Annotated in this window: 12 protein-coding genes and 1 pseudogene; 7 read left to right on the top strand and 6 right to left on the bottom strand. The window is 71.5% G+C overall.

The window, feature by feature from the left end; genetic code table 11:
• Positions 1 to 11 precede the first annotated feature (11 nt).
• A complete protein-coding gene (locus tag ACFVH0_RS03455; protein WP_385817777.1) occupies positions 12 to 1,793 on the bottom strand; it encodes a 3-hydroxyacyl-CoA dehydrogenase family protein in 1,782 nt (593 codons plus the stop codon).
• A gap of 366 nt (positions 1,794 to 2,159) precedes the next feature.
• On the opposite strand from ACFVH0_RS03455, the gene ACFVH0_RS03450 reads away from it, so the two are divergent.
• A complete protein-coding gene (locus tag ACFVH0_RS03450; protein ID WP_385817776.1) occupies positions 2,160 to 2,741 on the top strand; it encodes a HEAT repeat domain-containing protein in 582 nt (193 codons plus the stop codon).
• A gap of 14 nt (positions 2,742 to 2,755) precedes the next feature.
• Here ACFVH0_RS03450 and ACFVH0_RS03445 read toward each other — a convergent pair whose 3' ends face one another.
• From ACFVH0_RS03445 to ACFVH0_RS03435, 3 genes are all read right to left on the bottom strand, one after another.
• Positions 2,756 to 3,316: a GNAT family N-acetyltransferase gene (locus ACFVH0_RS03445; RefSeq protein ID WP_385817775.1), complete on the bottom strand. Its 561-nt coding sequence runs from the start codon at positions 3,314 to 3,316 to the stop codon at positions 2,756 to 2,758.
• A 56-nt stretch (positions 3,317 to 3,372) separates the two neighbouring features.
• Positions 3,373 to 4,980: an alpha/beta hydrolase gene (locus tag ACFVH0_RS03440; RefSeq protein ID WP_385817774.1), complete on the bottom strand. Its 1,608-nt coding sequence runs from the start codon at positions 4,978 to 4,980 to the stop codon at positions 3,373 to 3,375.
• A gap of 149 nt (positions 4,981 to 5,129) precedes the next feature.
• The gene (locus ACFVH0_RS03435) at positions 5,130 to 6,170 is read right to left on the bottom strand and encodes an Rv2578c family radical SAM protein (protein ID WP_385817773.1); all 1,041 of its coding nucleotides are present in this window, start codon (positions 6,168 to 6,170) and stop codon (positions 5,130 to 5,132) included.
• Between the two features lie 149 nt (positions 6,171 to 6,319).
• Here ACFVH0_RS03435 and ACFVH0_RS03430 point away from each other — a divergent pair, with 149 nt between their 5' ends.
• The 5 genes from ACFVH0_RS03430 to ACFVH0_RS03410 all read left to right on the top strand — a co-directional run bounded on the left by ACFVH0_RS03430 (position 6,320) and on the right by ACFVH0_RS03410 (position 13,570).
• A complete protein-coding gene (locus ACFVH0_RS03430; protein WP_124721496.1) occupies positions 6,320 to 6,763 on the top strand; it encodes an SRPBCC family protein in 444 nt (147 codons plus the stop codon).
• A 188-nt stretch (positions 6,764 to 6,951) separates the two neighbouring features.
• A complete protein-coding gene (locus ACFVH0_RS03425; RefSeq protein WP_385817772.1) occupies positions 6,952 to 9,432 on the top strand; it encodes an MFS transporter in 2,481 nt (826 codons plus the stop codon).
• A 202-nt stretch (positions 9,433 to 9,634) separates the two neighbouring features.
• Positions 9,635 to 12,094 (top strand): SpoIIE family protein phosphatase, encoded by a 2,460-nt coding sequence (locus ACFVH0_RS03420; RefSeq protein WP_385817771.1) that lies wholly within the window; start codon positions 9,635 to 9,637, stop codon positions 12,092 to 12,094.
• A 131-nt stretch (positions 12,095 to 12,225) separates the two neighbouring features.
• On the top strand, positions 12,226 to 12,966 hold the full coding sequence (locus ACFVH0_RS03415) for a class I SAM-dependent methyltransferase (protein WP_385817770.1): 741 nt from the start codon (positions 12,226 to 12,228) through the stop codon (positions 12,964 to 12,966).
• A gap of 34 nt (positions 12,967 to 13,000) precedes the next feature.
• Entirely contained in the window at positions 13,001 to 13,570 is a 570-nt protein-coding gene (locus ACFVH0_RS03410) for a hypothetical protein (protein WP_385817769.1), read from the top strand.
• Positions 13,571 to 13,661: 91 nt separating this feature from the next.
• Here the strand turns inward: ACFVH0_RS03410 and def are convergent, their stop codons facing one another.
• Positions 13,662 to 14,321, bottom strand: a complete 660-nt coding sequence (gene def, locus ACFVH0_RS03405) for a peptide deformylase (RefSeq protein WP_385817768.1) — start codon at positions 14,319 to 14,321, stop codon at positions 13,662 to 13,664.
• Between the two features lie 81 nt (positions 14,322 to 14,402).
• Between def and ACFVH0_RS03400 the strand changes: the two genes are divergently transcribed.
• Positions 14,403 to 15,077 carry a helix-turn-helix domain-containing protein gene (locus tag ACFVH0_RS03400; protein ID WP_385817767.1) on the top strand — a complete coding sequence of 225 codons (675 nt, stop codon included), beginning with the start codon at positions 14,403 to 14,405 and terminating at the stop codon, positions 15,075 to 15,077.
• Here ACFVH0_RS03400 and ACFVH0_RS03395 read toward each other — a convergent pair.
• Positions 15,034 to 15,299, bottom strand: a pseudogene (locus tag ACFVH0_RS03395) (acyltransferase); the annotation flags it as partial. The gene ACFVH0_RS03400 and the pseudogene ACFVH0_RS03395 overlap by 44 nt on opposite strands.
• Positions 15,300 to 15,394 lie beyond the last annotated feature (95 nt).

The following is a 15,394-nucleotide window of genomic DNA, read 5'->3' as shown; positions in this document are numbered from 1 at the left end:
GCCGGGCCCTCTCAGCGCCGGGCATATTCGCGGAAGCCGCGCCCCGTCTTGCGGCCGAGGCAGCCGGCGGCCACCAGGTGTTCGAGCAGCGGCGCCGGAGCGAGGCCCGGGTCGCGGAACTCGCTGTGCAGCACCTTCTCGATGGCCAGCGAGACATCGAGACCGACGACGTCGAGCAGTTCGAACGGGCCCATCGGGTAGCCGCCGCCCAGCTTCATCGCGGCGTCGATGTCGTCGAGGGTCGCGTAGTGCTCCTCGACCATCTTGATCGCGTTGTTGAGGTACGGGAACAGCAGCGCGTTCACGATGAAACCGGCCCGGTCCCCGCAGTCCACCGGGTGCTTGCGGACCTTGCCGCACACCTCGCGGACGGTGGCGTGGACATCGTCGGCGGTGAGCACCGTACGGACCACCTCGACCAGCTTCATCGCCGGCGCCGGGTTGAAGAAGTGCATCCCGATCACGTCCTCGGGACGCGAGGTGGCCCGGGCGATCGCCACCACCGGCAGCGACGAGGTGGTGGTGGCGAGGACGGCGCCCGGCTTGCAGACCTTGTCCATGGTCCCGAACAACTGCTGCTTGACCACCAGGTCCTCGGCGACGGCCTCCACCGCGAGGTCGACATCGGCGAAGGCGTCCAGCGAACCGGCCGCGGTGATCCGGGCCAGCGCCGCGTCCCGCGCCTCGGCCGTCAGCCGCCCCTTGGTGACCGAACGCTCCAGGGACTTGGCGATCCTGCCCTTCGCGATGTCCGCCTTCTCCTGGCCGCGGGCGGCGAGCACCACGTCGTACCCGGCCTTCGCGAAGACCTCGGCGATCCCCGAGGCCATCGTCCCGGACCCCGCGACACCCACCGAGCGCACCGTGCGCCCGGCCGCCGCCGCCCCGTCGCCCCGCGGCGTCAGCGCGTCCGGCACCACGGTCTGGCTGCCGGGCCCCTCGTACGTGTAGAAGCCGCGGCCCGACTTGCGGCCGGTCAGCCCCGCCTCGCTCAGCTGCCTGAGCACGGGCGCCGGGGCGTGCAGCCGGTCGCGCGACTCGGCGTACATCGCCTCCAGGACGGTACGGGCGGTGTCGATCCCGATCAGGTCGAGCAGGGCGAGCGGTCCCATCGGTAGACCGCAGCCGAGCTTCATCGCCGCGTCGATGTCCTCCCGGGAGGCGTAATTGGCCTCGTACATCGCGGCGGCCTGGTTGAGATAGCCGAACAGCAGCCCGTCGGCGACGAAGCCCGGCCGGTCGCCGACCGCGACCGGCTCCTTGCCCAGGCTGCGGGCGAGCGCCGTGACCGCCTCGACGGCCGGCGGCGCGGTCAGCACCGAGGAGACCACCTCGACCAGCTTCATCGCCGGTGCCGGGTTGAAGAAGTGCAGACCGAGCACGCGCTCCGGGCGCAGCGATTCGGCGGCCAGCCGGGTCACCGACAGGGCGTTGGTGCCGGTCGCCAGGATCGTGGTGGGGGAGACGATCGCGTCGAGCTCCCGGAAGACCTGCTGCTTGATCTCGTACGACTCGGGCACGACCTCGATGACCAGCTCCGCCTCCGCTGCGGCCCGAAGGTCGGTGAAGGTGCGGAACCGGGCGAGGGCGTCGCTCCGTTCCTCCTCGGTGATCCGCTCGCGCCGCACGGCGCGGGCGGTGGCGGCTTCCAGCGCGGCGACGGCCCGCAGGGCGGCCGCGTCGGTGGTGTCGATGCCGATGACCTCATGGCCGGCGCGGGCCAGGACCTCGGCGATGCCGGTGCCCATGGTGCCGAGACCGACGACGGCAATGGTGCTGAGCGGGGTGTCCATCACGGGACTCCAGAGAATGAGTGACGACTGTGAGGAGGCACGGCGCGCGCACAGGGAGAAGGAGAACCGGCGCGACACGTGCGGGAATTGCGTGTCGTGGAACTCGGGGCCGTCGGCGCGATGAGCACGCCCGGACCCGGAAAGGGGCGACGGACTCTGTCCCGGAGTCACGTCTCGCAATACTGCCGAACCGACAAGCACTCCGGGTGGCTGCGTCACCAGGCCACCGGAGCAAGCGGGGATGATGTCCCGCTCACATGAGACTAACTGCCCGGTAACGAGCGCGCCAGCCCCCGGTCGCTGTGCCCCGGGCCACATTTCCCCCGCCCCTCGATACGCAGAGTCCCCGCCGATACGCTGATGGTCATGGACGAGGAGTTCCGGTCGCTGGCGGACCGGCTTGCTGACGAGGCGGAAGCGACGGGGGAGTCGGCGCAATGCCGCGGACTGCTCGCCACCGAGGACGAGGAGGAACTGGCCCGGGTCCTGGTGGAACGCGAACGCCCGCTCTGGGCCCGCGAGATCGCCGCCTTCCGGCTCGGCTGCGGCGGAGACCGACGGGCCTTCGAGGCGCTGGTCCTGCTGCTCAACCACCGCGACCCGGAGCGCTGCGTCTCGGCCGCCCACGCCCTGGTGCTCCTCGGCGACCCCCGTACGCCCCGGGCCGCCGCGGCCCTGGCGACCAACACCCTGCGCACCGCGTACGCCCTGCACCCGGTGCGGCTGCTCACCGCGCTGCGGGCCCCGGAGTCCGTACCGGCGCTGATGAGCACCCTGGAGCCGCTGCTCGCGCCCGGCGAGCCGCACTGGCGGGTGGCGCTCGCCTGCGTGGAGGGGCTCGGACAGCTGGGGGACGAGCGGGCCCGCCCGCTCCTGGAGGCGGCGCTGCCGCACCCCAGGCTGGGCGGTGCGGCACGCGACGCGCTCGGCCGGCTGGACACGCCCTGAAGGGCCGCCGGGCTTCAGCGGGCGGCGGGGCCGCCGGGAGTGCGTACGTACCGGACCTCGGGCACCGGTACACCGTCCGCCTCGAAGGACTCCTCGGCGCCGTCGGGACGGAAACCCGCGCGTTCGTAGAAGCGGCGGGCCGGGGCGTTCTCCTTCAGTACCCACAGCACCAGATCCGGGAGGCCGTCGGCCGCGCTGCGGGCGAGTATCTCCGCCATCAGGGCGCGGCCCGCCCCGGTACCGATCTGATCGGGCGTCACATAGAGCGCGTACAGCTCGCCCCGCGCGACCGGCCTGCCCGCCTCCCGGGACGGGCCGTAGCAGCCCCAGCCGATCACACCGGACCCCGGCCGCTCGGCCACCAGGTTCACGATGGTGGTGCCCCCGGTGAAGGACGCTCGGCGCCGCTCCACGTCCTCGGCGACGGCGAGGTCCATGTCGTCCAGATACGACTGCGGCATCAGCCCCGCGTACGCGCTCTGCCAGCCGCGCACCCGGATTCGCGTGACGGCCCCGCAGTCGTCGACGGTCATGTCCCGAACTCGTATCCCGGTGGGTGTGGTCCGTGTCGTCATACGGGCCATCCTGGCGCATCCGCCGGGACGGCCCGTACACGAGCCGGACCGGGGCGTCAGCCGCGGAAGCCGAGCAGTCCGTGCAGGGTGCCGCCCCTGCTGCCGGAGCCCGTTCGCCGGGCCGACTTCGACGCCGCCTCGCCGGTCAGCGGCTGCGGGTCGGGGGACTTGGCGCACACCGCGTCCGCGTCGGCCCGGCTGCCCTCGCCGCGCGGGACGGTGCCCTTGGCGAGGTAGTCCGCCAGATAGGTGTCCAGGCAGTCGTTGCCGCTCAGCGTGATGCCGTGGTTGCCGCCGCCCTGTTCGACGACCAGGCTGGAACCGCGCAGCCTGCGGTGCAGGGTGACCCCGCCCTCGTACGGTGTGGCCGCGTCGTCGGTGGCCTGGAAGAGCAGCACCGGCGGAAGGGCGCTGTTGGAGACGCGTACCGGATTCAGCGGCTCCACCGGCCAGTCGGCACACGGGGCGTTGTACCAGTTGTTGTTCCAGGTGAAGAAGGGCGCCTTGGCGTGCACCCGACGGCTGTCGCCGCGCCAGGTGTTCCACTGCCGGGGCCACTGGGCGTCGCGGCACTGTACGGCTGTGTAGACCGAGTACCCGTTGTCGCCCTCGGCGTCGACCGCGCCGAACTTCTTGTACGCCTTCACCACGGCCGTCTCGTCGCCGTCGTTCGTGTACGCGGCGAACGCCTCGGCCAGGAGTGGCCAGTACCCGTTGTAGTAGCCGCCCGGCAGGAAGGTGTCCTCCAGTTCGCCCGGGCCGACCTTTCCGCCCGCCGGCCGCGCCTTGACGGCCTCGCGCATCGCGTACCAGGCGGCCTCGACCTTCGCCGGGTCGTTGCCGAGCCGGTACGTGGAGTCGTGCTTCGCCACCCAGGCGGCGAACGCCTTGTGGCGGGCGTCGAAGGCGTAGTCCTGGCTGATGTTGGCGTCGTACCAGACGCCGTCCGGGTCCACGTTGGAGTCGAGCACGAAGCGTCGTACCCGCTCCGGGAACAGCTTCGCGTACACCGAGCCGAGGTAGGTGCCGTAGGAGTACCCGAAGTAGTTGAGCTGCCGCGAGCCGGTGGCCCGGCGGATCACATCGAGGTCCTTCGCCGCGCTGACCGTGTCCATGTGCGGCAGCAGATCCGGGTACTTGCGCCCGCACGCCTCGGCGAAGGCGCGGGCCCGGTTCCGGTTGGCCTGCTCGACGCCGGGGGAGCCGGGTACCGAGTCGGGGCGCAGCGGGTCGAAATACTTCGGTACGCAGTCCAGCGCCGGCCGGCTCTTTCCGACGCCGCGCGGGTCGAAGCCGATGACGTCGTACTGCGAGGCGATCGCCTTCGGCAGCGAGGACGCCACGAATCCGGCCATCGACAGTCCGCTGCCGCCGGGGCCGCCCGGGTTGACGAGCAAGGGGCCCTGGAAGGTCTTCGCGGTGTGCGGGATGCGGGACAGGGCGAGGGTGATCCGCCGGCCCGACGGATCGTCATGGTCGAGCGGGGTACTGACCGATGAGCACTGCAGCCGCGGATACGACTTGGTGCCGCAGTCGGTCCATTCGAGCTGTGCGGCGGCGGCGAGCCGTGCACCGTTGTCGGCGGCCGCCGGGGACGGTGCGGCGGTCACCAGACCGGCGACCGTCGCACCGACGGCGAACAGAACTCCTGAACGTTTCGTCATATGGCCTCCCGTGGTGGGGGAAACACGGCTGCGCGTGGCGCAGCCCCCGCCGCATGCTCCCCGCATTCACGCCGGGAAGGACCTGTTATGTAGAGAGTTGACCCATTTGTACGTGTTGTTCCTTCGGTCTCCGTGACGGTTCCGGCAGATCAGAGCAGGGTCAGCTGGGTGGACCCGGGGCCGTCGAGCGGCGAGGGCCGCTCCTTGCGCGTGGGGAGCCGCCGGGCGGTGCCGCGGTGCGAGGGGCCGATGCCGAACTCGGTCGCCAGCTCGTGGACGTACCGGGTGATGCGGCGCTGGTACCACTTGGGCGCGTAGGCGCCCTCGGCGTACAGCCGCTCGTACCGCCGCACCAGATGGGGGTGGTGGTTGCCGAGCCACTGCATGTACCACTCCCGGGCGCCGGGCCGCAGATGGAGGACGAGCGGGGTCACCGAGGTCGCCCCGGCGGCGGCGATCGCCCGGACCGTGGCGCGCAGCTGGTCCGGATGGTCGCCGAGGAACGGGACGACGGGGGCCATCAGTACGCCGCAGTCGATGCCGTTCTCGCTCAGGGTGCGGACGGTGTCCAGCCGGCGCAGGGGGGACGGGGTGCCGGGCTCGACGGTGCGCCACAGCGCCTCGTCGACGAAGCCGACCGAGACGGAGATGCCGACGTCGGTGACCTCGGCGGCCTGCCGCAGCAGTTCCAGATCGCGCAGGATCAGCGTCCCCTTGGTCAGGATCGAGAACGGGTTCGCCCGGTCGCGCAGCGCCGAGATGATGCCGGGCATCAGCCGGTACCGGCCCTCGGCGCGCTGGTAGCAGTCGACATTGGTGCCCATCGCGATGTGCGCGCCGTGCCAGCGGCTGGACGCCAGATGGCCGCGGAGCAGCTCCGGGGCGTTGACCTTGACGACGATCTGGGAGTCGAAGCCGAGGCCGGTGTCGAGATCCAGATAGCTGTGGGTCTTGCGGGCGAAGCAGTAGACACAGGCGTGCGAACCGCCCCGGTACGGATTGACCGTCCATTCGAACGGCATCCGCGATGCGCCCGGCACCCGGTTCACGATCGAACGGGCCCGGATCTCGTGGAAGGTGATCCCCCGGAACTCGGGGGTGTCAAAGGTGCGCGTGGTCACCGCGTCGGCGGTGAAGAGCGCGCTGTTCCCGGTCGTGGCGGGTTTCTCGACCAGATTGTCCCAGCGCATGGACGCCTCCTCGGTAGCACTGGACAGAGAATAGAACACTTGTTCCCTTGATCGTTTTCTCCCCTTCGTCCCGGGCCGGATTTTGAGCGGAGTGCCCGAGATGGTTGGCTCAGCACACCCCCGAACAACCGAGTGCTGGAGGAACAGCCATGGCGCAGGTCGAGGCCACGACAGAGCGAGTCATCGCGGCGGACGCGGAGACGGTGTTCGACGCGCTGGCCGACTACAAGGAGGTCCGGGGCAAGGTGCTGCCCGGACACTTCAGTGAGTACGAGGTGCGCGAGGGCGGTGACGGCGAGGGCACCCTCGTCCACTGGAAGCTCCAGGCCACCAGCAAGCGGGTGCGCGACTGTCTGCTGGAGGTCACCGAGCCCACCGACGGTCAGCTCGTGGAGAAGGACCGCAACTCCTCGATGGTCACCACCTGGACCGTCACCCCGGCCGGCGAGGGCAGGTCGAAGGCCGTCGTCTCGACCGTCTGGAACGGTGCCGGCGGTATCGGCGGGTTCTTCGAGAAGACCTTCGCGCCCAAGGGGCTCGGGCGGATCTACGACGAGCTGCTGCAGAACCTCGCCACCGAGGTCGAGAAGTAGCCCTCTCCGTGCTTGACCGGCCTCACCGGTTCGGGTGGTTTTCTCGGCCCGCCGGTTGTGCGCCGTAGTGGCTCCCACCGGGAACTAAGCCCCCGAGACGCGCTGTCGGCGCCCCTCCGTCGCGTTTGCCCTCCGTTCTTGCGCAATGGCAGAAATGGGCGGCGCAGACGCGACGAGGGGAGCGGCACGTGGTGGGTGGGATCACTCTGTTGGAGGAGGAGCCGGGCGGCACGGGGACCGCCGGAACGGCCGCCGATCCGCCCTCGCCGCCCCCTGCCGAGGCCGGATCGGCGGCTGCGGCCCCCGCCCCGTACGGCGAACCGGAGGCCAGCCCCCACCGCATCCGGCTGATCTTCATCGGGCTGATGCTCACGCTGCTGCTCGCGGCGCTCGACCAGATGATCGTCGCCACCGCGCTGCCGAAGATCGTCGGCGAGCTGCACGGCCTGGAGAAGATGTCCTGGGCCGTCACCGCGTATCTGCTCGCCTCCACGATCGGGCTGCCGATCTACGGAAAGCTCGGCGACCTCTTCGGCCGCAAGGGCGTCTTCCAGTTCGCCATCGTCGTCTTCGTCATCGGCTCCGCGCTCGCCGGCTGGTCCCGCACCATGGACGAGCTGATCGCCTTCCGCGCCGTCCAGGGCATCGGCGGCGGCGGGCTGATGATCGGGGTCCAGGCGATCATCGCGGATGTCGTGCCGCCCAGGGAACGTGGCCGGTTCATGGGGCTCATCGGCGCCGCGTTCGGCCTAGCCTCCGTGGCGGGCCCGCTGCTCGGCGGCTTCTTCACCGACCACGCGTCCTGGCGCTGGTGCTTCTACATCAACGTCCCGTTCGGCCTGGTCACGCTCGCCGTCATCACCGTCGTACTGAAACTCCCCAGGCCCACCGTCCGGCCCCGCCTCGACGTGCTGGGCGCGCTGCTGCTCGCCGCCGCCTCCACCTGCCTGGTGCTGCTGACGAGTTGGGGCGGCACGGAGTACGCGTGGGGATCGCGCACCATCCTGGGGCTGGGGGCCGGGGCCGTCGGAACGACCCTGCTGTTCCTGGTGGTCGAGCACCGGGCGGCCGAACCCATCATTCCGCTGCGGCTGTTCCGGGACTCGATCTTCAATGTGACCGCGCTGGTCGGGGCGATCGTCGGGGTGGGGCTGTTCGGCGCCGCCAGCTATCTGCCGACCTTCCTCCAGATGGTCGACGGCGCCACGGCCACCGAATCCGGGCTGCTGATGCTTCCGATGATGGGCGGCATCGTCATCGCGTCCGTGGTCTCCGGCCAGCTGATCTCCCGCACCGGCCGCTACCGGATCCACCCGATCCTCGGCAGTGGCATCTCGGTGGTCGGGATGTGGCTGCTCTCCCGCCTCGAAACCGACACCCCGCGGCTCGAATACAGCGTCGCGCAGGCCGTGCTCGGCATCGGGATCGGGCTGATCATGCCGGTCCTGGTGCTTGCCGTGCAGAACTCCGTCGAGCCCGCCGACATCGGCTCCGCCACCAGCGCCAACAACTACTTCCGGCAGATCGGCGGCAGCGTCGGCGCCGCCGTCTTCGGAACGCTCTTCGCCGGCCGCCTCGCTGACGCGCTCGCCGTCCGGCTGCCCTCCGGCGCCGACCTCCCCGACCCCGAGTCGATCACCCCGCAGCTGGTCCATGCGATGGAGCCCGCGCTGCGCGACAGTTACATCCAGGCGTACGCCGACGCGATGCCGCGGATCTTCCTCTACCTCGTGCCGGTGCTCGCGCTCGGCATGTTCTTCGCCTTCTTCCTCAAGGAGAAACCGCTGGTGTCCCACCACAGCCCCGAAAGCGCCGCCGAGTCCGTGACCGTTCCGGCCGCCCGCACCACCACAACCCCCACGCCCCCCACGAGCACCGAGGCCGCCGCTCTGCCGCCGTCCGTCCACCTGTCGGGCGTGCCGGTCTGCGGCAGCGTCCAGCACCCCGACGGTACGAAGGTCCCGCGCGCCGCCCTCACCCTCATCGACGTCCAGGGCCAACAGGTCGGACGCGGCGCGAGCGGCGACGACGGGCGGTACGCGCTGAGCGTGCCGGGCGCCGGTTCGTACGTGCTCATCGCCGCCGCCGGTGGCCACCAGCCGCAGGCCGTCAGCGTCACCGTGGGCGAACGGCCCGTCGAGCTCGATGTGGTGCTCGGCGGGGCCGGGCGCCTCGCCGGGACCGTCGTCACCGCCGACGGCATCCCGGTCCGCGACGCCGCCGTCACCCTCACCGATGTCCGCGGCGAGGTCGTGTCATCCACCCGCAGCGGTCGCGAAGGCGGCTATGTGATCTCGGAGTTGGTGGCCGGGGAGTACACCCTCGCCGCCAGCGCCCCCGCCTTCCGGCCCGCCGCGCTGCCGGTGAGTGTGCAGGCGGCCAGGGAGACCCGCCAGGACATCGAACTCGCCGGCGGCGCGGTGCTGCGCGGCATCGTACGGGCGAGCGGCGGCCGGCCCGTCGAGGACGCCCGGGTCACCCTCCTGGACGCGGCCGGCAATGTGGTCGACACCCTCACCACGGGCGCCGACGGGGCGTTCCGGTTCGTGGACCTGTCCACCGGCGAGTACACCGTGATCGCGGCCGGGTATCCGCCGGTGGCCACCGTTCTCCAGGTGGCAGGCGGCGGACGCACCGAACGCGACCTCCAACTGGGGCACGAGGACTGAGAGTCCGGGGCGACGACGGGCCGGCCGGCGGCTTCCCCGGCCGGCCCGGCCTCGTGGCCCCGCCGCCGTGTGCGCGCCCCGGCGCGCCGGGCGCACAACCCCCGGAGGTGATTCCGCCGATGCCCGGCGGACGCCGGTCACGGAGCCGTACCGTGGAGTCACGCACCGCAGAACATCGCGGTGGGGAAGGAGCCTTCCACCCATGCAACCCGAGGTGCCGCCGCAGCGGACATCGTCGTCGCGCGACGCCATGACGGGCCGTGTGCCGCTGGCCGTCGCGGTGGTCGACGCGGACGGGCTCGTCTCGCACTGGTCGAGCGGCGCGAGACGGCTCTTCGGCGTCACCAGACAGGAGGCGGTCGGCTGCCCGGCCGGTGAACTCCTGCCGATCCACGGTGTGCTGGACCGGGCGCAGGAGACGGTCCGGCCCGGAGCCGATCCCGTACCGGACTGCGGACTCGGCGCCGACCTCGACGCGCCGCCGGGCGGGAACCTCCCGTACCCGGCGTCGGGCCGGGCCCGGATCGACGAACCGGGGCGCGGCAGGATCGACGTCCTGTGGTGGGCCTATCCACTGGTCGGCCCGGGTTCCGAGCGGCTTCTGGTGCTCGCCGCGGACGCCGTCCGGCTGGGCGAGGGCGGCAAGGCGGACGACCGGGACACCGGGACCGTCGCCCCCGCGTTCGCGCTCCACACCGACTTCCCCGGCTACCGGGAGCTGGCCGGCCGGCTGCCCGAGATCCTGCCCAGCATGAGCGTCGGCGAGGCGACCAGGATCGTCGCCCAGGTACTCGAACTCGGCTACCCCGTCCTGGAGTTCAGCCACCACAGCCAGGTCCCGGTCACCCCCGACTGGGGCGTGCCGCGACGCGGCGCCCGGCACCCCGCCCGCTCCCCGCTCGTGGACGGCGAAGCGGCGACCGCTCCCCGCGCCGTCCCCCGCCCCGAACTGGACCTCGAATACGCGGCGGTCCGCGAACGGCTGGAGTTCCTCAACGAGGTCAGCGGCCGCATCGGCTCCTCCCTCGACCTGGAACGCACCATCCGCGAGGTCACCAGCGCCGCCGTGCCCCGCTTCACCGACTTCGCGGGCACGCATCTGCGTGCCGCCGTTCTGGCCGGCGAGGGCTTCCCGGACGGACCGCCCGACGTCACCACCGTCTGGCACCGGGTCTGGGTCGAGCACAACGACGAACCGGGCCGCTGGGACGACACCGTCCCGGTCGGCGAGTCCATCGCCTTCCCCGAACACACCCCGTTCTTCCAGTGCATGGTCACCGGCGAACCCGTCCTCGTCCCGTACGTCAGCGAGGAGATGAGCAATCGGATCTCGGGCGAGTTCGAGAAACGCGACCTGCGCCCGCTGATCACCCACCGCTCCCTGCTGATCGTGCCGCTCAAGGCCCGCGACGTGGTCCTCGGCTTCATGGTCCTGATGCGCCGCCCCGGCCGCGAGCCCTTCGACGACATGGACCGCACCACCGGCGCCGAACTGGCCGCCCGCGCCGGGCTGGTGCTCGACAACGCCCGCATGTACACCTACCAGGAGAACGTCGCGGAGACGCTCCAGGACAGCATGCTGCCCCAGGTCGCTCCCCGGATGGCCGGCTGCGACATCGCCACCCGGTACCTGCCCGGCGCCCGGCTGGGCAGGGTCGGCGGCGACTGGTTCGACTCGGTGAAACTGCCCGGCTCCAGGACCGCGCTCGTGGTCGGCGACGTCATGGGGCACGGCCTCAACTCGGCCGCGATGATGGGCCAGTTGCGTACCGCCGTACTGACCATGGCCACGATGGAGATGCCGCCGTCCCAACTGCTGCGCAATCTCGACGACCTGGCGCAGCGCCTGGGCGAGCAGTATCTGGCGACCTGCCTCTACGCCGTATACGACCCGATCCGCTCCGAAGTCCAGATCGCCAACGCCGGGCACATCCCGCCCGTGCTCGTCCGGGCCGAGGACGGCCGGGCCGAACTCCTGACCCTTCCCACCGGTGCCCCGATCGGTGTGGGCGGTGTCGCCTTCGAGACCGCGACCGTACGGGTGCGGCCCGGCGACCGGCTGATCCTGTGCACCGACGGGCTGGTCGAGGTGCGCGGCCAGGACATCGGCGCCGGCCTCGCCGCGCTCTGCGCCTCGGCCGCCCATCCCGCCGCCTCCATGGACGACGCCTGCGACACCATCATCCGCGCCCTGAACCCGAGCGGAGGCCGCAAGGACGACGTGGCGCTGCTGATGGCACGGCTGAACGGCATCCCGGACGACGACGTGGCGGAGTGGCAACTCGCCCTGGACCCGAGGGAGGTGGCGCGATCACGACGCCTGGTGCGCGGGAAGCTGCTCGACTGGAAGCTGCCGGACGCGGTGGAGGCGGCCGAGCTGATGGTCAGCGAGCTGGTGACCAACGCCGTGAAGCACGGCCGGTCCCATCACATCGTGCTCCGACTGGTGCGCACCGGGGCCCTGCTGTGCGAGGTCAGCGACGACGAACCCGCCCCGGCCACGCTGCTCGACGCCACCTCCCACGACGAGTCCGGACGCGGCCTGCTCGTGGTGAGCGCCCTCGCCCGCGAATGGGGCACCAGCACCACGGCGCACGGCAAGACCGTCTGGTTCGAACAGGCACTCAGCGGGATCCCGGGCCCCAGGTCGCACACCTGGTGAAGGCCCGGCCGGGGAGCGGGTGGATGCTGTGCGGGGTCTTGCCGGGGCCGTCCCGGGACGGTAGTCCGGTCCTGAGAAGAACGCCGCGGAACACCGCAGGGCGTCGCAGGACGAACGGACCGGGAGCGCGCATGGACGTGTCACAGCACTACCGCGAGGCGTGGGAAGGCTACTGGTCCGCCACCTCGGACACCCCGGGCGAGGCGATCTGGGACTCCGACCCGTCCCTCACCTCCGTACCCCACACCGAACTGCTGCTGCCGCACGCCGACACCTCGCTGCCCGTCGTCGACCTCGGCTGCGGGAACGGCACCCAGACCCGCTACCTCGCCACCCGCTTCGCCCGGGCGATCGGGGTGGACCTCTCGCACGCGGCCGTCGAGCACGCCCGCCGCGCGGACACCGCGGGCGTCGCGGAGTTCGCCCAGCTCGACCTCGTCGACGCGGAGGCCGTGGCGGCCCTGCGCGAGCGGATCGGCGACACCAATGTCTATATGCGTGCCGTGATCCACCAGAGCGAGCCCGAGGCCAGGGCCGCCGTCGCCGCGGCGGTCGCGACGCTGCTGGGGGAGCGGGGACGGGCCTTCGTCACCGAGCCGACCCCGGCCTCCAAGGACGTGCTCCAGCAGGTGGCGCAGCGACCGGACGGCCCGCCGGAGAAGCTGCGCAGGGTGCTGGCCCACGGGCTCAAACCGGCGAGCGCCACCGAGGAGGAGGTGCGGCGGCTGCTAGGGGAGGCCGGGCTCACCACGCTGGCCGAGGGCGCCACGGCCCTGGCCCAGACCGAGTACCTGCCCGACGGTACGCGGGTCGCGCTGCCCGCACGGTGGTTCGTGCTGGGACCTCGAACGGCAACGGCACAACGGCGGTAAGGTCCGCAGCCCGGCAGTTGATAGCGTGCTCGTCGTGACAGAGCCGGATGTACTGGAAGAGCTGGTCCTGGCCCCGGGCGAGCGGGCCCGGGGGGTCCGGGTCGACAGTGTGGTGTTCGCGATGGACTGGACCGGTGAGGAACACCCGGGCCAGTTGGCGGAGTTCGTGGCCGGTCGGGTACGGGCCTTCGGGGCGGAGCCGACAGACGTCGACACCGACGCCGACCACCGTGACGCCGAGTCCGGCCCGGCCCTGGGACGCGGTGATCTCCCGGTCCGCCGGCTCGATCATCTGTCCGCAGTGCTGGCCGGTCTGGGCTGCACGCTCATGGTCGTGGACAACGGCACCGACACGTACGAGCTACTGGTCGCGCTGACCGGTGGCCGTGAGCCGGCCGGGCTGACGCACCATGGCCTCCCGGTGCGGGCCTGGGGCTCGGAACCCGAACAGACCCTGGTCAGCCTGAACTGCCCGAACTGCTCGTCGATGCTGGTCTGGGAACTGCCGGCGGACCAGACCCTGGCCGACGAGCGCTGTGATTGCGGAACCGCGCTGTTCGACGCCACCGGCCTCCCGCTGCCCGGCGTCACTCTCCACGACTGAGCCGCTCGGTGACCCCGGCCACGGCCCGTCCCCACCGGTGCCCGGACTCCCGAGCCGCCGGCCCCGAGTGCACGCCTGTCCGCCCGGCCTCCTACTTGCCCAGCTTCGCGGCGGACGCGGCACGCCGGGCAAAGGTCTCGTCCTTGGCCCCGGCCATTTCGCGCAGGGCCGTTCTGCGCTCCCGCTGGGAGAGCCGGTCCAGGTAGAGGCGGCCGTGCAGGTGGTCCGTCTCGTGCTGGAGACAGCGGGCGAAGTAGCCCCTGCCCTCGATCACCAGCGATCTGCCGTCCTTGTCGTGACCCCGTACGACGGTACGGTCGAGGCGCGGCACCACACGGTAGGGGCCGGGAACGGACAGGCACCCCTCGGATTCGTCGACCAGCCTGCGATGCTCGGCCGGCACCTCGTCCAGGACGGGGTTGGCGATGTGCCCCACATGGCGCACCCCCCACTCGTCCGTGATGTCCCACACGAACAACTGAAGGTCCACGCCCACCTGGTTGGCGGCCAGCCCCGCGCCCTCCGCCACCAGGTTCGTGGCGAACATGTCGTCGATCAGTTGTGAGAGCTCCGCTGTGCCGAAAGCGGTGACCTCCCGGCACCGGCGGCGCAGGATCTCCTCCCCGACGACGGTGATGCGGCGTACCGCACCCCGTTCCACCTCCGGCGCGAACCGGGGGAAGGACTCGACGGGTTCGCCCTGTACGCGCACCCGACGGTCCTGCGAGGTGCCGCCGAAACCAACAGCCATGGATCATCAACGCCTTCCGCGCATGCCTGAGCCGGCCGGGGAAGGCGCCCCGGCCGACGGCAGGTCACTTGACCGAATGCTTTGCAAAGTAGCAGTCTTTGCAAAGTGAGCGATGAGAACCGGCAAAGCGATTACCGGCAAAGCGACTACCGGCAGGGCGAGGACCGGCGGGGCGTACCCCATGACGATGGCGACGGACGCGTTGCATCCGCGCGACCCTCCTCGCAACGCGCCCGGTGCTCGCTCCCGGACCATCCCGTGCGTATCGCCCTGCTGGACCTGCTCGCAGAGGTCGGCACCGTCACGTCCACGCAGGCCGCCGCCCGTCTCGGCCACAGCTCCGGCCTCTGCTCGTTCCATCTGCGCCAGCTCGCCCGGCACGGGCTCATCGAGGAAGTCCCGCACAAGGGCGGGCGGGCCCGGCCCTGGCGGCTGCGTTGGGATTCCGCGCACCAGCCGGCCGAGGCGGCACCGGAAGAGTTCGACGTTCTCGCCCGCGGGCTGGAGGACGAGAGCTATCAGCGCTGGCTGGCCCATCGGGACCAGGCGCCCGCCGAGTGGCAGCACGACGAATCCTTCAGCGCCGTGGTCCACCTCACGCCGGCGGAGACGGCCGAACTCGCCGCCTCGATCCGCCTGCTGCTGGCCGGCTACCGCGAACGGGACCAGCGGCCCGGCGCACGCCCGGCAGGCACCGTGGCCGTGGCCGCGATCACCAGACTGTTCCCCCTGCTGACCGAGCACCCTGCACCGTAGTGGGCAGCAGTCGCGGCCGGCGCTTCGCCGCCAGGTCCTCGACCCAGCCGAACAGCGCAACCGCCGCGGCGATCATCACCCGGTCGATCATGAACCGGAACCGCATGCTGTCCAGCGGCAGCCCCGTTCGATGGCCGGCACGTTCCACATCGGGTCGATCAGCGGCACGCTCACGATCAGCGCGATCTCGTGCCACAGACGGACGGTCACGGCACGTGCGTTGCCGGCCTCGGCGTTCCCGGCCACCGCGCCGGCCTCCGCGTCGCCGGACGGCCGCACGAGCCGGTGCACGGTGACGACACACGCAGCGGGGTCGC

This window comes from Streptomyces sp. NPDC127117, assembly GCF_042677325.1.
Classification (GTDB): domain Bacteria; phylum Actinomycetota; class Actinomycetes; order Streptomycetales; family Streptomycetaceae; genus Streptomyces.
Note: the sequence above shows the minus strand (reverse complement) of the source record. Positions and strands in the feature narration are given on the sequence as shown.